The sequence below is a fragment of the Bacillus sp. FSL L8-0152 genome (genome assembly GCF_038006365.1).
GTDB lineage: Bacteria > Bacillota > Bacilli > Bacillales > Bacillaceae_G > Bacillus_A > Bacillus_A cereus.
The window spans coordinates 4,281,660-4,303,263 of the sequence record NZ_JBBOVB010000001.1; the positions used below are offsets into that span (position 1 = coordinate 4,281,660).

Here is a 21,604-nt window from a genome sequence, read left to right on the forward strand (position 1 = left end):
CCAATCTTATGCTATACTATACGAAAAAGGAGGTACTTCTATGAGACCATTACAAATTTCTCCAGATACTGCAGTCCGCTTATCAAAAGCACTAGGTGTTCCACTTGAACAACTCATGCATATGCCGCAGCACATTTTAATTCAAAAGCTAGTTGAATTAGAAAAACAAAATAAAGACGAAGAGTAATACAGTCCTGTTTTGCAGGGCTTTTTATATTTTCTATTATATCACGGATGACTTCCTTGCTAAAATCCCTTACCGGATATACTATGATCCCATTTAATCTTTTCTTCAAACATTTAAATGAAGCCCCCTCTTTTAACAAAAGAGGGGGCTTCTCATTACTCGTTTTAGTTACTCAAATTATGCGTTTTTCTTTTCTTTGTTAAAAATCATAAACACTTTATACAATCCTAAAGAAGCTGGAATATTCATAAATGCAAATGCTTCATACGTATAATGAGGAGCTGTTTCCCATAGTAACAAGAAAGTAAATACCCCTAATGCACTAATCATCGCAATTCGTATAACTTCCGATTCATTTTCATCTTTCTTTTTATAAAGAATAACAGCCGCCAAAACAGCTATATAAACAAATAATTTGATAATATACGAATATATAGTAACGATTTTATACTTCGTTGTACTATAATTCGATACGTAATTAGTTACCATGTCATTCTTCTGTTCAAACCATTGCCCAATACGGTACATGGAGAACTGACTTGATACCCATTCTCTAGTTATTTTTTCATTTAAATGTTGCACATAACCCATTACACCAAGTTCACTGAAACGTTGCACTATAACTTCTTGATTGTGCTCATTCAAATCTTTCGTATTCTTTATGTTTTCATCATCAATATAATCTGCATCTGCCTGATTCCACACACCATACGTATCTTTGTTCAGGCCCATTTTCACCCAATGAGTGAATGGAATTTTTTCAATTTCATTATCGGTACTGAGATTTAGCTTTGTCGTTATACCTTTAAAACTTACAATAAGGATTAAACAAAATAAAACACTACTTAACACCTTTACAGAGTATTCCTTACGAAACTTAAAAATATTTTCAATTAAAATCGCTAACGCTACGGTTAATGCTGTCGGTCTTATAATATAAGTACAAGCTGCGAAAACCCCTAATAAAATCCATAAAATAATCTTCATTCTTTTTGTTTCCGCCGTTTTCAAGCACAAATATGTATACATTGTTGCTGAAATAAAAAATATTACCAATGTATGAGTATAGAAAACTGGTGCCTGCCAATATATAAAAATATTTAGCACAGATAACACAATCGATATGTGAGCAACTTTAAAGTTTGTAATTTTCCTTACAATCAATACATTTAAAATAATACTGCCTGTTATACAAGCTATTGGTAATATTTTTATCGCTAAATCTACGCTCCCTATCAATTTAGCAAAATATCCTCCTATTAATACAACATGTGTATTATATGGATAAAATAAAAGCTGTCCCATTTCTAAAAATTGATTATCTCCATTAAACACAGAGACAATTCCTTGTTTAAGGATAGCATAATCCCCAACAACAGGGTTAAATGCTATGGAAGTAATAATTATTTCCATCGTCAAAATGATTATGATACCTAAAGCAATCATAATATTTGTATACGTTCTTTTCATTTTATTAATAACCAATTTATAATACATAAAGAAGAGCACAAATAAAAGCAACGTCAACGCTATAACAGCAGCGACTTTTTTGGGAGTATACTCCTCAGTCGGATAAGGAAATTCACCACTCATCAAAATTGTTTTTGGGATAAAAAATTTACTTACTATCATTGAAAATATAGATAAAAACACCGTCATGACAATGATTGGGTACGCTCGATTTACTATTTTTTTTAAAGTCATTCATCCATTCTCCTATATCTCTAACTTTTCCAAATCAATGATACGTTATAGAGATTATGATGTCAAATCCACTTATTTTCTGTACATATCCGTATTTTCACTGCATTTTTCTATATAAATATGTATTCCTTCAAAATCCTTAAATCGAGGTAAATAAAAAACTCATTGATTTTAAATTTACTATCGAGTATAAATTGCAAGAATTATTAAGCTTTACTATAACTTAAATCCCTTACTGTTCCTACTCTCAGCTTATCCGCAACCATTGCGATAAATTCAGAATTCGTAGGTTTGCTTTTGACATGGATACTGTATAACCATCGCTATATCAAGGCATTGTATATTTCATAACTATCATTAAATGATTCTATTTATTGGTGCCCATCCTCAAATTGATAGGTCAACTTAATAAGAGTTCATCATTTTCTTCTATTTAGATGCTTTGCATCGCAATGAAGTAAAAAGTTTTCTACATTCATTTGAAAGTTATTCATACAACAAAAAACCTCCTAGCTATTGGAATCAAAATTTCAATCCAATAAATAGAAGGTTTTTAAATTAACCGCCAATTACCTATGTACTTTATTGCCTACATACGTAATTCGTTGGTTATTAAATTTTATTATGAAATACGCTTAACACCTTGATACTACAGCGTTTACGAAGCCTTATGTTCAAGTCTCAGCTTATCCGCAACCATTGCGATAAACTCAGAGTTCGTAGGTTTTGCTTTTGACATGGATACTGTATAACCGAATAAGGACGAAATAGAATCAATATTCCCACGGCTCCAAGCTACTTCAATCGCGTGACGAATTGCTCGCTCCACACGGCTTGCTGTGGTATTATATTTCTTTGCGATATCTGGATACAATACTTTCGTAATCGATCCTAATAATTCGATATCGTTGTATACCATGGAGATTGCTTCTCGTAAATACATATATCCTTTAATATGAGCGGGTACACCAATTTCATGAATGATACTCGTAATACTCGCATCTAAATTTTTCGGTTTTCCATCTACTGTTGTTGCTGATCGGAATGATGGTAGTGGACGTTTAATCATAGCATTTGCTTTACCACTCACTTGACGAATATGACTCGTTAAATTCTCCATATCAAATGGTTTTAATATGAAATATGAGGCACCTAAGTCAACTGCTTTTTTCGTCACATCTTCTTGCCCGAATGCTGTCAACATAATTACGCTAGGCTGTTTTAACCTTTCAATATGTCGCATTTTTTCCAATACAGCTAAACCATCTAAGTGTGGCATAATAATGTCTAAAACGAGTACATCAGGTTGCTTATCTGTTAATAAGTTTAAACACTCTTGACCATTATAAGCAGTACCGATTACTTCCATATCATCTTGAGCAGCTACATAGCTCTCTAACATTGATACTAGTTCTTTATTATCATCCACAAGACATACTTTAATTTTCTCCACAGCTTTTCCTCCCTTACCGAATCGATTCTCCGACATGTGTATCCTTCTAGGCTACATGAATTGTTCGACAATTGTGTGAAAATTCCCTTTTAAAGTTTCTTACTTTCCGATAAAATCACAAAAAAATATGTTTATCGTTCATTTATTCCCTTTCGCAACACATTCCATCATAGAAATACAACGAAACGTTCAACCCTTTTCTTTTATTTTACAACAAAAAACACCTCTTGCGGAGCTTTTACAAAATTTCAACGAATTTTTCAACAGAAAAAGCGAGCTAATATGTATTAGCTCGCTTTTTTCTCTTGATCATAAATATTAATTCCAGCTTGATGTAACATCCATTCAATATGAACACCATATCCGGATGTTGGATCATTTACAAATACATGTGTAACAGCACCAATTACTTTTCCATTTTGTACAATTGGACTTCCACTCATTCCTTGTACGATACCGCCCGTTTTCGCTAATAGACGTTTATCTGTTACCTTTATTACCATACCCTTTGTAGCTGGGAATTTTTGCTGCACTGTACTAACAACTTCAATATCAAACGCTTCTACTTTATCTTGATCAATAACTGTTAATATTTTTGCCGGTCCTTCTTTTACTTGATGAGATAATGCGATAGGCATTGCTTTATCCATTATACCGTTTTTCATATTCGTATTTAATTTTCCAAAAATACCATATGGACTATTAATTGTAATATTGCCAATCACTTCACGATCTGGTGAAAATCTTGCTAATTTCTCGCCTGGATTCCCATGACTGCCTCTTTCAATTGATGTAACTGTCGAGCGCATAATTTGTCCATCTTCGACTTGAATCGGCTTTTTCGTATCATTATCAGAAATAACATGACCAAGTGCCCCATATTTCATAGAATCTGGATGAACAAATGTCATCGTTCCAATTCCAGCTGCCGAATCGCGGATATACAAGCCAATTCGATAAGACGATTCACCATTGTCTTTTTGTGGCGTTAGCTTCGTGCGAATATATTTTCCATCTCTTAACAATACAAGATTAAGCGGTTCACCTGTTTCTCCACTATTATGAATAAACGGTGCTACATCACTCATTCTTTCAATGGTTTTACCATTAATTTCAGTAATCATATCTCCAATTTGTACACCTGCTGTTTCACCAGGAGATATTTTACCTTTTTCAGTTTGAATTAAATGATGGCCTACAACAAGTACACCTTTTGTATTTAATTTCACACCAATTGATTGTCCACCTGGAATCACTTTAAAATCTTTTAACACTTTCACATTTACTTTTTTCACTGGAAAGCCCGCAAGCTGAAATACCATATCAGCTTCACCATTTTGATGAGAATTTACCATAAGTCCTTGTTTTTGTTCATTCAAACTCACTGTAAATACATGACGATTTGTGGATGAAGCTTTGAAAACTGGTAATGATGATATTTCTGATTGTTGTCCTTCAAAAACAACAAGTTGTTTCGGTGATGAAATAAACGTTCGAAGCGGTTTAAAACATCCAATAAAAACTAAAGAAACAAGGAGACAAAGACCTATTATTTTTCGAAATTTTTCTAATTTCAACTTGTTCACTCTCCTCGCTCCTACCCCACATTCAGCCTCTTGGCTTCACTTTTTAATCTCTCCTTGCAATGCTTTATTTATAACCGGAAGAATTAAGAAATCGTCATTTGAGAAAAAAAGCTATCCATTACTGGATAGCCTCTGCTGTCTGTTTAAAATGATGCGCTTGCGTAAGTAATTCTTTCGCATGCTCCGTCGTTAAATCTGTGATTTCCACACCAGAAATCATTCGAGCTATTTCTGTTACTTTATCCTCCATAGTTAAAACAGTAACTGATGTAATTGTCCGATCATTCGCTACTTGTTTTCGAATAAATAAATGCGAATCTGCCATTGAAGCTACTTGAGGTAAGTGCGTAATACAAAGTACTTGCGAGTTTACTGATACTCGATAAATTTTTTCAGCAATAGCCTGTGCGACCCGGCCACTTACACCCGTATCCACTTCATCAAAAATAACAGATGCAACCCCTTGATGCTTAGAAAAAATGCTTTTTAAAGCTAAAATGATACGAGATAACTCTCCGCCAGAAGCAACCTTTGAAAGTGGTTTTAGCGGCTCTCCTGGGTTGGTCGAAATATAAAATTCCACATGATCGTAACCATCTGCCGTAAGTCTTACCGGTGCACCTTCCACAAGGGGCTCTTCTGCATTTCCTTCTCTCTTCATAATTCTCACTTCAAATTTCGTTTTTTCCATATATAATTCTTTTAATTCCTGATGAATTGCATTTGTAAGGTGTTCTGCAAGCTCATGACGCATATTACTTAACAACGTTGCTTCTTTCAGAATAACACTTTCTAATTCCTTCAACTGTTTCTTCGTCGTTTCAATATGAACGTCTTTATTTTCAATTGTAAATATTTCTTGTTCAATTTTATCTGCATACGCTAAAATCTCTTCTACAGTATTTCCATATTTTCTCTTTAGCATACGAATTTCATTCAAACGTGTTTCGATTTCATCTAAACGATTTGGATCATATTCCATCATATCGAGCTTTTCTCTCAGTTGATATGCAACCTCTTCTAATAAGTAATAACTATTTGCAATTGAATCATGATTCTCTTGATACATTTCATCTAAATGTGTAATACTTTCCATTTGTCCCATTGCGCTTCTTACATTATCTAATCCTTGTCCGTCAGCACTCAATGAACGATATGCATCACCTAATGCTTTATAAATCTTTTCAAAATTAGAAATTTGCAATCGTTCCTCAGTTAATTCATTTTCTTCATCCATCTTTAAATCAGCTTTGCGAATTTCTTCATGCTGAAATTGAATTAAATCTAAGCGATGTGCCATCTGTTGTTCATTTTCACTTAACGATTTCAATTGTTTTTTTAATTTTTCATAGTCAGCGTATACGTTTTGATATATGTCTAGTTGTTTAACGATTCGATCCCCATCAAAGTGATCAAGCATAAACAGATGTCGTTCTTCATTCATTAAATCTTGCGTTTCATGCTGTCCATGAATATCAACAAGTGTTTTCCCAATTTCTTTTAATATGCTAAGTGTAACAAGCTTCCCATTTACACGACATACACTCTTCCCGTTCGCAGCAATATCACGCTTTAAAATAATCATGCCATCTTCTATTTCTATATCTAACTCTTCTGCCTTTTCAATACATGGATGCTTATCATCTTCAACATAAAACAGCCCTTCAATCTCAGCCTTTTCTGTTCCATATCGAACAAATTCTGCTGACCCACGGCCACCTACAAGTAAACTAATCGCATCAATAATAATCGATTTTCCGGCCCCTGTTTCACCGCTTAAAACCGTTAAACCTTTTTGAAAAGAAATATTTAATGCTTCAATAATAGCAAAGTTTCTAATCGATAATTCCGATAACAATGCCCCATTCACCTCGTTATAAAATAATCCCTTACTAAAGGATTTTCTCATTTCTTCATTCAAATAATCATGCTATATATTTGTATGTATATACTCTTCTAACCCGCTTCATTGTACCAAACATTTGTTTTACGGGTCAATCCATCTATTTTCTAACTTTATGCAAATAAAATATTATATTACAATTGAAAAATCATATTTTTGACCAATAAAAATATCTTGTTCACTTCCCACTTTACGATGGAAAGCAAACAAGATTTTTTGTTACAACATATTTAAGAAACGATCAGAGACAACACCTGTATCGTCAGGTGTACGGCAAATAATTAAGCAAGTATCATCACCACAGATGGTTCCGATGATCTCATCCCACTCTAAATGATCAATAAGTGCTCCAAGTGAATGAGCGTTACCAGGCAATGTTTTTAGCACAAGCATATGTCCTGCCGTGTCTAATTTTACAAATGAATCCACTAGATTTCGTTTTAATTTTTGTAACGGGTTAAATCGTTGATCTGCTGGCAAGCTATATTTATAGCGCCCATCATGTAATGGCACCTTCACTAAGTGCAGTTCTTTAATATCGCGCGATACTGTTGCTTGCGTTACATTAAATCCCTCATTACGTAAAATATCAACTAATTCATCTTGTGTTTCAATTTCTTTGTTTGCAATAATTTCCCTGATTTTAATATGGCGCTGACCTTTATTCATACATTTGCACCTCACACTATCTCTTACCATAGTTTAAACATTGGTATACTTCACTTATTTATGTTAACTTATAATTCGTTTCTTGTACACAATTGTTTTTACAATCATTATACAATTACAGCAAAAAGAGGAACAACATATGTTATTCCCCTTTCCCTTTTTGTTTTAGAACGTCATGTGCTTCTGTAACAACTTGCTCTATAGAAATCGGAGAATGATTTTCGCCATTCTCACGTTCACCATGCCATTTCAGATGAATTAAAAATTCAATATTACCATCCCCACCCGTAATTGGTGAGAATGTTAAACCTTCCACATCATAGCCCTCTTTTAAAGCAAAATCGACAATCATTTCTACAACAGCTTCATGTACTTTTCTATCACGAACGATACCTTTTTTCCCAACTTGCTCTCTTCCAGCTTCAAACTGCGGTTTAATTAACGCTGCTACATCTCCGTTAGGCATAAGCATTGTTTTTAAAACTGGCAGTATAAGCTTTAATGATATAAATGAAACATCAATACTTGCAAATTGAGGTAAACCACGTTCTAAGTCTGCTGGTGTCACGTAACGGAAGTTTGTTCGTTCCATTACAACAACACGCTCATCCTGACGTAATTTCCACGCTAGTTGATTGTATCCTACATCTAATGCATAAGATAATTTCGCTCCATTTTGAAGTGCGCAATCTGTAAAGCCACCAGTTGATGAACCAATATCTATCATAACTTTATCTTGTAAATCAAGATGAAATGTCTCTAATGCCTTTTCAAGTTTATAACCACCACGACTTACATACGGCATAACTTGTCCCTTCACCGTAATCTCAGTATCTTGCGAGATTTTCTCTCCTGGCTTATCAAGTCTCATCTCATTTGCATATACGAGTCCGGCCATAATGGCGCGCTTTGCTTTCTCACGCGTTTCTATAAGTCCTCGCTCTACTAATAGTACATCTACTCTTTCTTTTTTTACGCTCATTTGTTACGCCCTTTTTTGTTTTGATGGAATCATTGTATGAATACGGTCTACAACAGCATCTGTCGTTAAACCAATTTCTTCTAATAATTTTGTTACACTTCCGTGCTCTATGAAGCGGTCTGGAATACCCATTCGTTCAACTAATGCACTATGGTAACCATTTTCAGATGCAAATTCAACTACTCCTGTTCCAAAACCACCGATTAAACAAGCTTCTTCAATCGTTAAAATCGGTATATTCTTCCCTAGAAGATCATGTAAATATGCTTCATCCATTGGTTTAATAAAGCGAGCATTCACTACTTTCACTGAAACCCCAGCTTTTTCAAGACGCTCAGCTGCTTCCATTGCCATTGGTATTGTCGTACCAAACGTTAAAATAGCTGCTTGTGTACCCTCTTTTAACGTCTCCCACGTACCGATTGGAATCGCCTTTAATTCTTCATCCATATGAACGCCAAGTCCATTACCACGAGCATAACGCAATGCGATTGGTCCATCTTCATATTGCATCGCCGTATAAACTAAATGTTGCCCTTCATTTTCATCTTTCGGCATCATAAGCACCATATTCGGCAAGTGACGTAAGAATGAGATATCAAATACGCCTTGATGCGTTTCACCATCTGCTCCTACTAATCCCGAGCGATCTATTCCGATGAAAACATTTAAATTTTGGCGGCATATATCATGAACAACTTGGTCATATGCTCTTTGTAAAAATGTCGAATAAATTGCTAAGAATGGCTTCATTCCTTGCGTTGCCATACCTGCTGCCATTGTTGTAGCGTGCTGTTCTGCAATACCTACATCAATCATACGATCTGGGAATTCTTTTTGGAATTTCTCAAGTTTTGATCCAACAGGCATTGCAGGTGTAATTGCTACGATACGCTCATCCGCTCTCGCCAGCTTAAGTACTGTTTCACTAACGACAGCACTCCATGCTGGTGCAACTTCTTTTGGCTTAACGAAGTCACCTGATTCAATTTTATAAGGTCCTGTTCCATGCCAAGTTCCAATAACGTCACTCTCAGCCGGTTTATAACCTTTTCCTTTTTTCGTAATAACGTGAACAAGTACTGGGCCTTTTGTTTTCTTTGCATATTGCAACGTTTCGAATAACTTTTCATAATCATGCCCATCGACTGGACCTAAATATGTAAAGCCTAACTCTTCGAAAAAGACACCAGATACTAGTAAATATTTAAGACTATCTTTTATTTTCTCTGCTGTCGCAGCCACTTTCCCGCCAACTGCTGGGATTTTCTTTAATATATACTCTAATTCATCTTTTACCCAGTGATATTTTCCTGCGGTACGTAAACGACCGAGTACATTATGAAGCGCACCAACGTTTGGTGCAATTGACATTTCATTATCATTCAAAATAACAATCATGTCTGTTTTTTCATGTCCAATATGGTTCAATGCCTCTAAGGCCATTCCACCTGTTAAAGCACCATCTCCAATAATTGGTATAACATATTCTTTCGTTTTCTTTAAATCACGTGCCAGAGCCATTCCCATTGCAGCCGATAACGAAGTCGAGCTATGACCAGTTTCCCATACATCATGCTCACTCTCGCAACGTTTCGGGAAACCACATAGACCTTGATATTGCCTTAATGTACCAAACTCTTTCGCGCGTCCAGTTAAAATTTTATGTACATAGGATTGATGTCCTACATCCCATAAAAATTTATCTTGCGGGCTATCAAATAATTTGTGCAGAGCAATTGTGAGTTCTACTACACCTAAATTAGGTGCAATATGTCCACCTGTTTGAGAGAGCTCTTCAATTAAAAACTTACGAATATCCTCACTCAATCCCTCTAGTTCACTGATAGACATATCTTTCAAAAAACTAGGGTTTTGAATTTGCGTTAGATCCACATGGATCACTCACTTTCATTTCATAATCTGTCAACATGTCAAATATTATAAAAAACATTTACACAAAACAAGAAATTCTCTTTTCTACTTTTCGTCTTGTCCCGCTATTAACCAGTCTATTGCGCCTTAATCCTATTATAAACCATATTTCTTTAGGCGATGAAAAAAATAGCCGCTAACACGAAGTGATAACGGCAATGTAATCTACATATATTTTTGCCAATAACAAGAAAAGAAAAACCTTTTCCTACATTTATATCATAAAATGATGAATGACTCAACAAATGAAAACGCTGTTATATTAGTTATTACGTTTTGCAATCAAATCGCAAATAGATAGTAAATATTCATCTTGTAATTGCAAGGAGCTAATTGCACCTTTTGCTTCTGCAATTGTTTCTTCTAAAATATCCTTTGCTCTATCTACAGTAAACAACGTCGTATATGTGCTCTTTTCATTAGAAAGATCGCTACCAATCGGTTTTCCAATCTCTTCTTCGGTGCCTTCGACATCTAAAATATCGTCTCGAATTTGGAAAGCTAGACCGATATATTTAGCAAACGTAAGCAACTTTTCTTCTTGCTCTTCTGTCGCATCAGAAAGTATCGCACCCGCAAGTACAGCAAATTCAAGCAGTTTTCCGGTCTTATGTTTATGGATGTACTCCAATTCATCAATCGTAAGGCGTTTCCCTTCAGCTTCCATATCTGCCACTTGTCCGCCAACCATTCCTTCTGGTCCTGCTGCTTTTGCAAGTTCAAGTACAAGTCTTACTTTTTTTTCTGCAGAAATTTCTTTTTGCTCATATGCCATAATAACTTGAAAAGCATACGTCAATAAGCCATCTCCTGCTAAAACTGCCATCGCTTCACCAAATACTTTGTGATTTGTGGGCTTTCCTCTTCTTAAATCATCATCATCCATACAAGGTAAATCGTCATGAACTAACGAATATGTATGAATCATTTCAAGAGCACAAGCTGCACCTACTCCAAGATTTCTTTCTTTCCCAAACGCTTGTAATGTTGCAAACAAAAGTAACGGGCGGAGACGTTTTCCACCCGCTTCTAAAGAATATGCCATCGCTTCACGAAGTACATTTGGACATTGTAATTCATTTGCATAGCTTACAAGTTTCTCTTCTACGAAAGTTTTACTTTCCTTCAAAAAAGTATCAAAAGCAATCGTCACTATGCTTCATCTCCTAAAGCAGTAAACGGTTCAAGCTCTCCATCTTCCCCAAGAATAACTGCCATTTGTTCTTGTACATTCTTCAACTTCTCATCACAAAGCTTAGATAATTCCATACCCTCTTTAAAATAAGAAATCGCTTCTTCTAAAGGTACGTCACCTTGTTCTAGCTTAGAAACAAGATGCTCAAGTTGCGAAATTGCCTCTTCAAAGCTTAATTTATTTTCCATTATTCAATTCACGCTCCTCTATGCCTGATACGCTACAATCTAGTATTCCATCTTGTAATTGAACTGAAACAGCATCTCCAAGGCTTACATCTTTCACACTTTTTAACACTTGCTTCTCTTCATCATATACAAGCCCGTACCCTCTCATCATTACTTTAAGCGGACTTAACGCTTCAAGTTTTTGAGCAGCTCTTACAAAGGCAAATTCTTTCGTTTGAAGTAACGTTTGCATTTCACGTTGTAATTGCTTTTGCAACGTTTCAACAGCTACCTTCGTTTGAATAATTTTTTGAGATGGGTGGTGCTTCTCTAAATAAAATGAAAGTTGCTTTAACTGATTCACCTTTTTATCAATATAGCGCTCGTTCGCTAAAACAAGCTGTTCTAGCGCTCTATCTAATTGCTCTTCCTTTTGCTCATATACTTGTCTTGGATAACGGAACGCATACGATTTTTGCAACACTTGTAGTTTTTCTTCTTTTTTATGTACTAACTCTTTCATTGCTCTTTGCAATCTCAGAGTTCTTTGTAATACCTTTTCTTGTAACTCTATAATATTAGGTGCTGCTAGCTCAGCTGCTGCAGTCGGTGTTGGCGCGCGTAAATCTGCAACAAAATCTGCGATTGTAAAATCCGTTTCATGGCCTACTGCCGAAATAATAGGAATTTCACTCTTAAAGATTGCTCTTGCAACCATTTCCTCATTGAAAGCCCATAATTCCTCAATAGAACCTCCACCACGACCAACGATTAGTACATCTATCTCTCCCATTTCATTCGCTGTACGAATCGCTTGTACAATCGAGGGAGCCGCTGACTCCCCTTGTACAAGTACCGGAAATACAATAACATTCCCAATTGGATAACGACGTTTAATCGTTGTTATAATATCACGAATCGCTGCTCCTGTTGGCGACGTAATCACACCTATTGTTTTAGCGTAAGGAGGAATTGCTTTTTTATAAACTTGAGAAAAAAGTCCTTCTTCTTCTAAGCGAACTTTTAACTGTTCGTACGCTAAATGTAAATTTCCGACTCCGTCAGGCTGCATGTCTTGAATATAAATTTGATAAGAACCACTCGCCTCGTAAACAGAGATTTTCCCTTTCACGAGTACCTTCATCCCATTTTCAGGTTTGAATTTAATATTACGATTATGACCCGCAAACATAACCGCTGCGATTCTTGCATTTTCATCTTTCAATGTAAAATACATGTGGCCACGGCTATGATTTTTAAAGTTGGAAATTTCACCTTTTAACCAAACAGACTGCAAATGCGGATCATATTCTATTTTTGTTTTTATATAGCGTGTTAACGCTGTAACGGTTAAATATTGCTTCTCCATTTCTCTCTCCTCATAGCCGACTCAAATTATTTACAAACGACACCTGCACGTTTGGCAGATTCAACAGTATTATGAAGAAGCATTGTGATTGTCATTGGACCAACACCCTTTGGCACAGGTGTAATGTAACCCGCAACATCTAACACGTTGTCAAAGTCAACATCACCACAAAGTTTTCCTGTTTCTAAACGGTTAACACCAACGTCAATTACAACCGCTCCTTCTTTAATATAATCCGCTGTTATCATTTTAGGTCGTCCAACAGCTACGATTAAAATATCAGCTAACTTCGATAACTCTTTCATATTTTGCGTCTTAGAATGACAATATGTGACAGTGGCATTTTCATTTAAAAACAATTGCCCCACTGGTTTACCGACAATATTACTTCTTCCAATTACTACTACATGTTTTCCAGAAATATCAAGATTTGTTTCTTTTACTAATTCTACAATACCATGCGGTGTACATGGAAGGAATGTATCTTGTCCCGTCATCATACGTCCCACGCTGATTGGGTGAAATCCGTCTACATCCTTTTCTGGTGAAATTCTTTCAATGATAGCTTTTTCTTCAATATGTTTTGGTAAAGGTAATTGCACCAATATGCCATTAATACGGTCATCGCCATTTAAGCGATCGATTTCAGCAAGCAAACGTTCCTCAGTAATTGTTTCAGGAAGTTCAATTAGCTCTGAGTAAATCCCTACTTGTTCACAGCCTTTTTCTTTTCCTTTCACATAAGAACGAGATGCTGGATCTTCTCCAACTAAAATAACTGCTAACCCTGGTACAATACCTTGCTCTTTCAACTTCACAACTTCTTCTGTTAATTGTGCTCGTTTTTTCTCCGCAACTTCATTTCCTTTGATGATTACTGCTACCATTTTAAGATTCCCCCTTAAAGAATTTACAGTGTATCTTTTATATTAGATAAAACGCCGTTAATAAAACGACGAGATTCCTCATCCCCAAATGTTTTAGCAATTTCAATTGCTTCGTTAATTGTTACGTTGTGTGGAATTTCTTCCATGTATTTCATTTCATACACAGCTACACGTAAAATACTGCGATCAACAATGCTAATACGCTCAAGCTTCCACTTTTTTAAGTTTTGACGAATCGCTTCATCGATTGCTTCTTTATTTTCTACAAAACCTACTACAAGTGACTCTAGAAACTCATTTGTTTCTTCGCCTTCATCTAGCGTGTTTTCCACTGCTACTTTCGGTTCTAATTCACCTGTAATATCCATTTGGTATAATGCTTGCATTGCTCTTTCTCTAGCCGTCCTACGTTTCATTGTAACTCTCCTTTATGCTTCAAGTCTTTCCTTATACTTTGTTATATTATTATAATTTATAAGCCGTCAATTCACTTACTCTTACAGTTTTCATTGATTTTCCAACCTTATAATACAATGATAATAACACAATTTATCGTTTCACACACGGGTTACAAGGCTGAAAAATAATAAAAAGATTAACTTCAAGTTCCATATCTTATCACAATGTACGTTTTTTGGAAAAACGACACATTTTCTTGTTTATTTCTTATTTTTTGAAATAGTATAATAATTAGAGGGTTGTAATTTGTGAAGAAATGAAACGATAAAAAAGATGCCTATGTTACTAGGCACCTTTTCATTCTTACACTGGTTCGATTTCTGTTTTTTGTGTTTCGAATGTTACGCCAACGATGTGAACATTCACTTCTTTTGGCTCAAGTCCTGTCATCGTAAAGAGTGCTTGGCGAATATTGTCTTGAATCTTTTGTGCAACAACTGGAATTGCTACACCAAAATACATTACAACATAAAGGTCAACGATAATATCTTCGTTTGCTAATTCAACCTTTACACCTTTACCATGATTTTTCTTACCTAACTTCTCAACAACATCTGTAGCAAAATTACCGCGCATTGCCGCTACACCTTCTACTTCAGCAGCTGCAATACCTGCAATTACTTCAATTACTTCTGGTGCAATTTCTACTTTACCAAGAGTTGTATCTTGACCCATATCTAACATATGTTCAGCCATGAAAAAAACCTCCTTTAATGTATCACTGCGTCACAAGTTCATGCTCTTCCAAAAATTTCGTATTAAACTCACCTTTTACAAAATCAGGATGATCTAGCAATTGCAAATGGAACGGGATTGTTGTATGTACGCCTTCAATGACAAATTCACTAAGTGCGCGCTTCATTTTTGCAATTGCCTCTTCACGTGTTTTTCCGTGAACAATTAATTTAGCAACCATCGAATCATAGAAAGGTGGGATTGAATATCCCGGATATACAGCTGAATCGACGCGAATACCAAATCCTCCTGGTGGTAAGTACATTTCTACTTTACCTGGAGATGGCATAAATTTTTTGGCAGGGTTTTCCGCATTAATTCGACATTCAATTGCCCAACCATTAAATTGTACTTCTTCTTGCTGTAACGATAACTTTTCTCCTGAAGCAACAAGAATTTGTTCTTTAATTAAGTCCATTCCCGTTACCATTTCAGTAACCGGATGCTCAACCTGAATTCTCGTATTCATCTCCATGAAATAAAAGGTTTTCGTTTTATATTCATAAATAAACTCAACCGTACCAGCACCTGTATAATCAACCGCTACCGCCGCTTTAACTGCCGCTTCACCCATCTGCTTGCGAATATCTTCATCAAGTGCAGGTGATGGACTTTCTTCTAATAGTTTTTGCAAACGGCGCTGAATTGTACAATCACGCTCTCCTAAATGAATGGCATTTCCGTGTGTATCTGCCATTATTTGAATCTCAACATGGCGGAAATCTTCAACGTACTTTTCTAAGTATACACCAGGGTTCCCAAAAGCGGTACTAGCTTCTTGCTGTGTAATTTGAATTCCTTTTATAAGCTCTTCTTCATGGCGTGCAACACGAATACCTTTTCCGCCACCACCTGCAGTCGCTTTAATAATAACTGGATATCCAATTTGATTAGCAAGCTCGATCGCTTCTTCGGTATTTTTAATAATCCCTTGTGAACCTGGTACAATCGGAACCCCTGCTTCTTTCATTGTATCACGAGCAACGTCTTTTGTGCCCATCTTTGAAATAGCTTCTGGACTTGGACCGATAAAAATCAAGTTACATTCACGGCATAACTCTGCGAAATCTGCATTCTCTGCTAAAAATCCGTATCCCGGATGAATAGCATCGCAGCCTGTTAACTTCGCAACGCTAATAATGTTCGTCAAATTTAAATAGCTTTCTTTCGAAATCGTTGGTCCTACACAATACGCCTCGTCTGCAATCTGTACGTGAAGTGACTCTTTATCTGCTTCTGAATAAATTGCAACTGTTTCAATATCCATTTCTTTACAAGCACGAATAATTCGTACAGCAATTTCCCCACGATTGGCTATTAATACTTTTTTTATCATCACAAAGACTCCCTTATTACGCTTTTACAAGAAATAGCGGTTGTCCATACTCAACAAGCTGTCCGTTATTAACAAGAATTTCAACAATTTCGCCCTCTACATCAGCATCAATTTCGTTAAATAACTTCATAGCCTCGACAATACATACGATAGAATCTTTCGATACTCTATCCCCAACACTTACATATGGAGGTGTATCAGGTGAAGAAGAAGAATAGAATGTACCTACCATTGGTGAGGTGATCTTATGTAGGTTTTCATCTTGAACAGTTTTCTTCTCTTCTTGTTTTGGCGCTTCTGCTTGCGCTGCTGCTACTGTCGTTTCAACTTCAACAGGCGCTACTGGTTGCATAGCTTGTTTTGCTGCAGGTGCTTGCACAGCAACAACTTCATTACCACGCTTTTTCATTTTGATTGTTGTACCGTCTTTTTTGTATTCAAATTCATCAATATTAGAGCTATCAATTAATTTAATTAATTCACGAACTTCTTGAATTTTAAACATGTAAAATCCACTCCCATACTCTTGTTTGTCCCGTTTTTACAGATTCTCGTCACGAAAACTAGATTGACTGTAAAAATACGATGTATTCTATTAGAAAATATATTTCATTAACTAATAGAAATATTTACTATTTCCATCTTACGATAAATTTTTTAAACATTCCAATTTATATTTCTTTATAATAAATCGAAACTCCTGTAAAAATATTATTCCAATAAAAATTTAATACCTAGTAATAATACCAAGTTTCACATGAAATTGGCAAGACCACTTCTTAAAAAACATTCACTACTTTAGCAAAACGTTACACAGCAAACATGCCATTCCCTCTCCACTCTTCACCACACCTATAGTCAATAACATATTTTTACCAAATATTATTTTTTTGTTTACACGCCGTTCATCATTCCTTCATATAAGAATAGTATGTTCAAAGTGTAGAAAATATATTGTGTCGAGGTGTGGAAATATGATATGGCTCATTCTCTTTTTACCTGCCGTAATCGTTTGGGCATGTGTTCTTTGCATCCACGTCAAATCCGGAAAAAGTAATCATCAGTACCATGAACCATTAATCTTTTACTCGCAACGTGTTTCTCCATTCCGAGTTGAACATAGTAAAAATAACTACAAAGACGAAATAGAAAAAAGCTATCGAAAATGATAGCTTTTTTCTATTCACACGTTTACTTACATACTCTATTTTACTATTTGCATACCCTTTGCTTAGTAAAAGATAATAATCCGCAGGGAAATCCCTGCGGATTAAAGTTTCACTTATTTCGCTGGTGGATCAAATTTCACACCTACATCTTTTGATCCGCCTTCACTTCTTACAAGTTGAATAATTTTATTTGCTTCTTTCTGTGAATGTTTTGCCGCTTTAACCGTTACTCTAATGTCAGTACCATCAGCTCTTACAAGAGCATCTGGATATCCTCCTTGAGATTTAATTACTGTCTCAAGTAATTCTTGCTTCGTTTCCATTGTCGTAATGGCATCAAAATTTTCTTTTGCTTTATTCTTTTCTGTTGCTGAAGCTTTTGTTGAACTCATCACTTCTTGTAATTTTGCTTTCGCTTCACTACGTTGATCTTCCATTTGCATACGTAAAGCTGTGAAATTCTCATCACTTGATTGAACTGATACATTGCCCTCTTTTTTACTTGTTTCTTTTTTTGCATTTTCTTTTTTGTCTGTTTCTTTATTTGTTGTTTCCTTGCTTGTATTTTCTTTTTTCGGAGTTTCTTTAGGCGCTTCGTTTGTTACTGCTTTATCAGTACCTTGTTTTTCTTGTCCAATCTTTTCACCTGTTGCCGGCGATGCTGTATTCATTTTGTCAGGAGTTGTCACGTAATACACAGATAGTACAACAACTAAACTTAACATCGTTAATAACCAAACTGTTTGTTTTTTTAACACTTTATTTCCTCCCTATCAATTTTTCGGTGAAACTGAAACGCGATGGGCCGGTACATCTAGCAGCCTTATCACAGCTTCTTTTACCATTGCTTTAACTTGTATATTATCCACTCCCTTTGCTACGACAAGAACACCACGTACTTTCGGCTTCTCTGTTCGTAAAACAACAGGAGTTTCTTTATCCCCTTCACGTATAATGACAGTCTTTTCATCAAGAGACTCGTCCTCTACTTCTCTCTTACCGCCTGTTTTATCTGTTTCACCTGTTGTTTGTGAGCGTTTCACTGTATTTTTTTCTAAAATTTTTTCTTCAGATGAATCTAAATTCACTTTAATCGTTACGTCTTTTACTCCTGCTATTTCTTCTAAAGCAGTTTTTAATTCTTGTTCATACGCTTTTTCATATTTTTCTACATTTGACATACTATCATTACTTTTTTGTCCGAAAGTTGGTACGTCTTTTTCTTGATTTTGAGTTTTTTGTTCTTTAAATACAGGTACTTCTTCTTTTTTACTTGAAAAGAGACTACTAGAAAACATAAGCAAAATTCCAAGTATGAGTAGGACAAGTAAAAACTTAGGTGTTACCTTTTTACCCTTCTCGTTGCTTTCTTTTTGATCCCCATTCAATAAGTTTCGAAAAAATGAGAACTTCGAATTTTTATCTTTATTGTCCATTTACTCTACCTGTCCTCCCTTCCATTTGAACTTGGATTTGTTTACCCTCTAGTTGCCACCTGCTTGAAAAGAAATCTTTCATTTCTACATTCGTTTCTTCCACTTTTTTTGGAGGCTCTTTCGTGTTAATTTCAATTGGCTTTACTGTTTCGATTGCATCATTTTTACTACGTTCTTTTTCTTTCAACGTCACAACAACAGATTGAATATCTTTCGCTGACTTTACTTCTTCTGTATTTTCTGCTGCGACTATTTGTATTTCAGAGACAGTCATACCATACTTTTTCTCAAACTCTTTTCCTACTTCTTTTTTCATTTTGGTAGCCATCTCTTCTAAACTATATGCACGTGTTAGAGCTTGTATTTCTTTTTTCTTCGAATCTATTGAATTTTTTACAGATCCTTCTGCTACGTACTTTTCTTCATTAAAATTTGCAATTACTTCATTTACATCTGTCTGCAATAGTTTAAAAAGGGGCGTTAAAATTAATACGACTAACAAAAGACTTACAACGAATTTAACGTATTTTTGCAAATTCGAATTTGGAAGAATAAGATGAAGCATTGTTGCTAAGAGCAAAAAAACGATAATATTTCTGATCCACTCTGTAACAAATTGCATACTCTTCACCTCCTACCGCATCATAAGTGTAATATTCCCCGCAGCAATAATAATTGTAATACTTAAAAAGAACATAAATGATACGATAGCTAAGCAAGCAAATACGTAAATGATGCTTCGTCCAATAATGTCTAAACATTGAATAATTGCTCCGCCGCCAACCGGTTGCAATACTGCTGCTGCGAATTTATAAATAAATGCAATACAGAAAATTTGAATCGCTGGAAAAGCAACAATTAAGCATAAAATGACGAGCCCAATAATTCCGACTGTGTTTTTCAATAATCCTGATGCGCTAATAACAGTATCTGCCGCTTCTGTAAACATCCTTCCAACTACTGGAATGAAGTTTCCTGTTACAAATTTAGCAGTTTTCACAGCTATTCCATCAGCAACAGCTGTTGCTGTCCCTTGTACAGATAATACTCCTAAAAAAATTGTTAAAAAGACACCGATAATCCCTACGCTAACGTTTTGCAGAAGCTTGGATAATTTCGTCACTTTATATTGATCACTCATTGTACTTACAATACTTAATATCGTTGCCAGTAATAAAAGTGGTAGAACGATATAATTCATAAGAAGCCCACTCGTATTCATTAAGAAAATGATAACCGGATGAAAAAATGATACAGATACAACCCCGCCCCCAGTTGCTATAAGCGCCAGCAAAATTGGCAATAACGCTAATATGAAATCTACCATTGTTTGTATCGTTTCTCTTGCATATGTCATAACGACATAAAAACTATTTAAAGCAAAAATAATAAGTACCATATACACAACAGCATCAGCAATTTTACTTACGCTACTTTTTGAAAAAGCGGATTGCAGTGATTGCAACAATGCACTAAAGATTGTGAGCATAATAAGTGTGCCAAGCAGTTTTCCATTAGCAGCAAGCTCATGAAATAAATATTTTAATAACCCTATCATCCACTCTTTTAGAGAGAATTCTTTTTCTCCCTTTACAAACTCCATAAAGCTCCCTTTTTGACTCTCTGGCAAATAGCCACCATATTTTGTAACAAGCCCGTCCCAAAATTGCTTCACATCTTCAATTCCGAGCTTATCCAATTGTTGATCAACGACGTTTGTTTCTACAGGAGAAGCTTGTACAACAACCGGTAAAGAAAAGAAAAGGAAGCAAGCAAATAGCAGCTTAGCTCCAAACCTCCTCAACATTCACTCCCCCTTATCCCGTCGGTAAAAATCCGAGAATAGTTTCAATTACAACCGTCAAAATAGGAATCGCCATAACGAGAATTAAGATTTTCCCAGCAAGTTCAATTTTCGAAGCGATGGCACCTTGACCAGCATCTTTTGTAATTTGGGCTCCAAACTCAGCAATATAAGCAATTCCAATAATCTTTAGTAACGTTTCCACGTAGACGTTACTAACTTTCGCTTCACTTGCTACTCTCTCAATCATTTGTAAAATAGAATGAATTTGATCGATTAAAATAAGAAACATCACGCTACCTACGAACACAATAAATAAAGATGTAATACTAGATTTATGCTGATTCAAAACAGCAGCTAAAAACGTAGCAACGAGGCCTAATCCGACAATTTGTATAATTTCGATTCGAACCGCCTCCTTTACTGGAAGAGAAAGACACTTTTAATCTTGTCAAATAGCGTGTTAATTAAAAATGCAACATGAAATAAAATGACGACAAAACCGACAAGGATAACCCAATTTGCAATATCCTCCCGCTTTAATTCTTTTAGTACAGTATGAATGAAAGCTAAAACAATGCCGATTCCGGCGATTTGAAATATTAATCCAACATCAATGGACATCGCC

Annotated in this window: 23 protein-coding genes and 1 pseudogene; 2 read left to right on the top strand and 22 right to left on the bottom strand. The window is 35.5% G+C overall.

Annotation, left to right across the window (positions count from 1 at the left end):
* Window positions 1-40: 40 nt before the first annotated feature.
* The gene (locus MHH27_RS21470) at window positions 41-187 is read left to right on the top strand and encodes a YycC family protein (RefSeq protein WP_001247671.1); all 147 of its coding nucleotides are present in this window, start codon (window positions 41-43) and stop codon (window positions 185-187) included.
* A 177-nt stretch (window positions 188-364) separates the two neighbouring features.
* Here the strand turns inward: MHH27_RS21470 and MHH27_RS21475 are convergent, their stop codons facing one another.
* The 16 genes and pseudogenes from MHH27_RS21475 to accB form a co-directional block, all read right to left on the bottom strand.
* On the bottom strand, window positions 365-1,891 hold the full coding sequence (locus MHH27_RS21475; RefSeq protein ID WP_090977093.1) for a glycosyltransferase family 39 protein: 1,527 nt from the start codon (window positions 1,889-1,891) through the stop codon (window positions 365-367).
* A 206-nt stretch (window positions 1,892-2,097) separates the two neighbouring features.
* Window positions 2,098-2,210, bottom strand: a pseudogene (locus tag MHH27_RS32065) (hypothetical protein); the annotation flags it as partial.
* A 339-nt stretch (window positions 2,211-2,549) separates the two neighbouring features.
* The gene (gene spo0A, locus MHH27_RS21480) at window positions 2,550-3,344 is read right to left on the bottom strand and encodes a sporulation transcription factor Spo0A (protein WP_011110369.1); all 795 of its coding nucleotides are present in this window, start codon (window positions 3,342-3,344) and stop codon (window positions 2,550-2,552) included.
* A 287-nt stretch (window positions 3,345-3,631) separates the two neighbouring features.
* On the bottom strand, window positions 3,632-4,930 hold the full coding sequence (spoIVB, locus tag MHH27_RS21485; RefSeq protein ID WP_340944021.1) for a SpoIVB peptidase: 1,299 nt from the start codon (window positions 4,928-4,930) through the stop codon (window positions 3,632-3,634).
* A gap of 118 nt (window positions 4,931-5,048) precedes the next feature.
* Window positions 5,049-6,788: a DNA repair protein RecN gene (gene recN, locus MHH27_RS21490; RefSeq protein WP_000947734.1), complete on the bottom strand. Its 1,740-nt coding sequence runs from the start codon at window positions 6,786-6,788 to the stop codon at window positions 5,049-5,051.
* A gap of 264 nt (window positions 6,789-7,052) precedes the next feature.
* Window positions 7,053-7,502: an arginine repressor ArgR gene (gene argR / locus MHH27_RS21495; protein WP_001032580.1), complete on the bottom strand. Its 450-nt coding sequence runs from the start codon at window positions 7,500-7,502 to the stop codon at window positions 7,053-7,055.
* Window positions 7,503-7,644: 142 nt separating this feature from the next.
* Complete coding sequence (locus MHH27_RS21500; RefSeq protein ID WP_000111872.1) at window positions 7,645-8,484, bottom strand: TlyA family RNA methyltransferase; 840 nt, start codon at window positions 8,482-8,484, stop codon at window positions 7,645-7,647.
* A gap of 3 nt (window positions 8,485-8,487) precedes the next feature.
* Window positions 8,488-10,380: a 1-deoxy-D-xylulose-5-phosphate synthase gene (dxs, locus tag MHH27_RS21505; protein ID WP_000366452.1), complete on the bottom strand. Its 1,893-nt coding sequence runs from the start codon at window positions 10,378-10,380 to the stop codon at window positions 8,488-8,490.
* Between the two features lie 301 nt (window positions 10,381-10,681).
* Window positions 10,682-11,572, bottom strand: a complete 891-nt coding sequence (ispA, locus tag MHH27_RS21510) for a (2E,6E)-farnesyl diphosphate synthase (protein ID WP_000150374.1) — start codon at window positions 11,570-11,572, stop codon at window positions 10,682-10,684.
* The gene (xseB, locus tag MHH27_RS21515; RefSeq protein WP_000428423.1) at window positions 11,572-11,802 is read right to left on the bottom strand and encodes an exodeoxyribonuclease VII small subunit; all 231 of its coding nucleotides are present in this window, start codon (window positions 11,800-11,802) and stop codon (window positions 11,572-11,574) included. Before xseB ends, ispA begins: the two co-directional genes overlap by 1 nt.
* The gene (gene xseA / locus MHH27_RS21520) at window positions 11,792-13,150 is read right to left on the bottom strand and encodes an exodeoxyribonuclease VII large subunit (protein ID WP_098360870.1); all 1,359 of its coding nucleotides are present in this window, start codon (window positions 13,148-13,150) and stop codon (window positions 11,792-11,794) included. The genes xseB and xseA overlap by 11 nt, the downstream gene beginning before the upstream one ends.
* A 26-nt stretch (window positions 13,151-13,176) precedes the next feature.
* Window positions 13,177-14,037: a bifunctional methylenetetrahydrofolate dehydrogenase/methenyltetrahydrofolate cyclohydrolase FolD gene (gene folD, locus MHH27_RS21525; RefSeq protein WP_000226732.1), complete on the bottom strand. Its 861-nt coding sequence runs from the start codon at window positions 14,035-14,037 to the stop codon at window positions 13,177-13,179.
* Between the two features lie 23 nt (window positions 14,038-14,060).
* Entirely contained in the window at window positions 14,061-14,453 is a 393-nt protein-coding gene (gene nusB / locus MHH27_RS21530) for a N utilization substance protein NusB (RefSeq protein ID WP_000830247.1), read from the bottom strand.
* Between the two features lie 346 nt (window positions 14,454-14,799).
* Window positions 14,800-15,192, bottom strand: coding sequence for an Asp23/Gls24 family envelope stress response protein (locus MHH27_RS21535; protein ID WP_000807630.1), 393 nt, complete (start codon window positions 15,190-15,192; stop codon window positions 14,800-14,802).
* A gap of 22 nt (window positions 15,193-15,214) precedes the next feature.
* On the bottom strand, window positions 15,215-16,567 hold the full coding sequence (gene accC, locus MHH27_RS21540) for an acetyl-CoA carboxylase biotin carboxylase subunit (RefSeq protein ID WP_000592870.1): 1,353 nt from the start codon (window positions 16,565-16,567) through the stop codon (window positions 15,215-15,217).
* Window positions 16,568-16,583: 16 nt separating this feature from the next.
* Window positions 16,584-17,072, bottom strand: coding sequence for an acetyl-CoA carboxylase biotin carboxyl carrier protein (accB, locus tag MHH27_RS21545; RefSeq protein WP_000472863.1), 489 nt, complete (start codon window positions 17,070-17,072; stop codon window positions 16,584-16,586).
* 469 nt (window positions 17,073-17,541) lie between these two features.
* On the opposite strand from accB, the gene MHH27_RS21550 reads away from it, so the two are divergent.
* Window positions 17,542-17,736: a hypothetical protein gene (locus MHH27_RS21550; RefSeq protein WP_002000935.1), complete on the top strand. Its 195-nt coding sequence runs from the start codon at window positions 17,542-17,544 to the stop codon at window positions 17,734-17,736.
* Window positions 17,737-17,849: 113 nt separating this feature from the next.
* On the opposite strand, the gene MHH27_RS21555 is transcribed toward MHH27_RS21550, so the two are convergent.
* Genes MHH27_RS21555 through spoIIIAC form a run of 6 tightly spaced genes read right to left on the bottom strand, consistent with a single transcriptional unit; the run spans window position 17,850 to window position 21,600 of the window.
* The gene (locus tag MHH27_RS21555; protein ID WP_065485172.1) at window positions 17,850-18,494 is read right to left on the bottom strand and encodes a SpoIIIAH-like family protein; all 645 of its coding nucleotides are present in this window, start codon (window positions 18,492-18,494) and stop codon (window positions 17,850-17,852) included.
* A gap of 15 nt (window positions 18,495-18,509) precedes the next feature.
* On the bottom strand, window positions 18,510-19,172 hold the full coding sequence (spoIIIAG, locus tag MHH27_RS21560; RefSeq protein ID WP_000368890.1) for a stage III sporulation protein AG: 663 nt from the start codon (window positions 19,170-19,172) through the stop codon (window positions 18,510-18,512).
* Entirely contained in the window at window positions 19,162-19,794 is a 633-nt protein-coding gene (spoIIIAF, locus tag MHH27_RS21565; protein WP_001161037.1) for a stage III sporulation protein AF, read from the bottom strand. Before spoIIIAF ends, spoIIIAG begins: the two co-directional genes overlap by 11 nt.
* Window positions 19,795-19,806: 12 nt before the next feature.
* On the bottom strand, window positions 19,807-20,979 hold the full coding sequence (spoIIIAE, locus tag MHH27_RS21570) for a stage III sporulation protein AE (RefSeq protein WP_000946113.1): 1,173 nt from the start codon (window positions 20,977-20,979) through the stop codon (window positions 19,807-19,809).
* A 10-nt stretch (window positions 20,980-20,989) separates the two neighbouring features.
* Window positions 20,990-21,373 carry a stage III sporulation protein AD gene (gene spoIIIAD / locus MHH27_RS21575; RefSeq protein ID WP_077393170.1) on the bottom strand — a complete coding sequence of 128 codons (384 nt, stop codon included), beginning with the start codon at window positions 21,371-21,373 and terminating at the stop codon, window positions 20,990-20,992.
* Between the two features lie 23 nt (window positions 21,374-21,396).
* Window positions 21,397-21,600: a stage III sporulation protein AC gene (gene spoIIIAC / locus MHH27_RS21580; protein ID WP_000020914.1), complete on the bottom strand. Its 204-nt coding sequence runs from the start codon at window positions 21,598-21,600 to the stop codon at window positions 21,397-21,399.
* Between the last annotated feature and the right edge of the window lie 4 nt (window positions 21,601-21,604).

Bases quoted from the DNA above. Each gene is read 5' to 3' on its own strand.
- MHH27_RS21470 (WP_001247671.1), top strand. From the start codon at position 41: ATGAGACCATTACAAATTTCTCCAGATACTGCAGTCCGCTTATCAAAA.
- MHH27_RS21475 (WP_090977093.1), bottom strand. From the start codon at position 1,891: ATGACTTTAAAAAAAATAGTAAATCGAGCGTACCCAATCATTGTCATG.
- argR (WP_001032580.1), bottom strand. From the start codon at position 7,502: ATGAATAAAGGTCAGCGCCATATTAAAATCAGGGAAATTATTGCAAAC.
- MHH27_RS21500 (WP_000111872.1), bottom strand. From the start codon at position 8,484: ATGAGCGTAAAAAAAGAAAGAGTAGATGTACTATTAGTAGAGCGAGGA.
- xseB (WP_000428423.1), bottom strand. From the start codon at position 11,802: ATGGAAAATAAATTAAGCTTTGAAGAGGCAATTTCGCAACTTGAGCAT.
- xseA (WP_098360870.1), bottom strand. From the start codon at position 13,150: ATGGAGAAGCAATATTTAACCGTTACAGCGTTAACACGCTATATAAAA.
- folD (WP_000226732.1), bottom strand. From the start codon at position 14,037: ATGGTAGCAGTAATCATCAAAGGAAATGAAGTTGCGGAGAAAAAACGA.
- nusB (WP_000830247.1), bottom strand. From the start codon at position 14,453: ATGAAACGTAGGACGGCTAGAGAAAGAGCAATGCAAGCATTATACCAA.
- MHH27_RS21535 (WP_000807630.1), bottom strand. From the start codon at position 15,192: ATGGCTGAACATATGTTAGATATGGGTCAAGATACAACTCTTGGTAAA.
- accC (WP_000592870.1), bottom strand. From the start codon at position 16,567: ATGATAAAAAAAGTATTAATAGCCAATCGTGGGGAAATTGCTGTACGA.
- accB (WP_000472863.1), bottom strand. From the start codon at position 17,072: ATGTTTAAAATTCAAGAAGTTCGTGAATTAATTAAATTAATTGATAGC.
- MHH27_RS21550 (WP_002000935.1), top strand. From the start codon at position 17,542: ATGATATGGCTCATTCTCTTTTTACCTGCCGTAATCGTTTGGGCATGT.
- spoIIIAG (WP_000368890.1), bottom strand. From the start codon at position 19,172: ATGGACAATAAAGATAAAAATTCGAAGTTCTCATTTTTTCGAAACTTA.
- spoIIIAF (WP_001161037.1), bottom strand. From the start codon at position 19,794: ATGCAATTTGTTACAGAGTGGATCAGAAATATTATCGTTTTTTTGCTC.
- spoIIIAE (WP_000946113.1), bottom strand. From the start codon at position 20,979: ATGTTGAGGAGGTTTGGAGCTAAGCTGCTATTTGCTTGCTTCCTTTTC.
- spoIIIAC (WP_000020914.1), bottom strand. From the start codon at position 21,600: ATGTCCATTGATGTTGGATTAATATTTCAAATCGCCGGAATCGGCATT.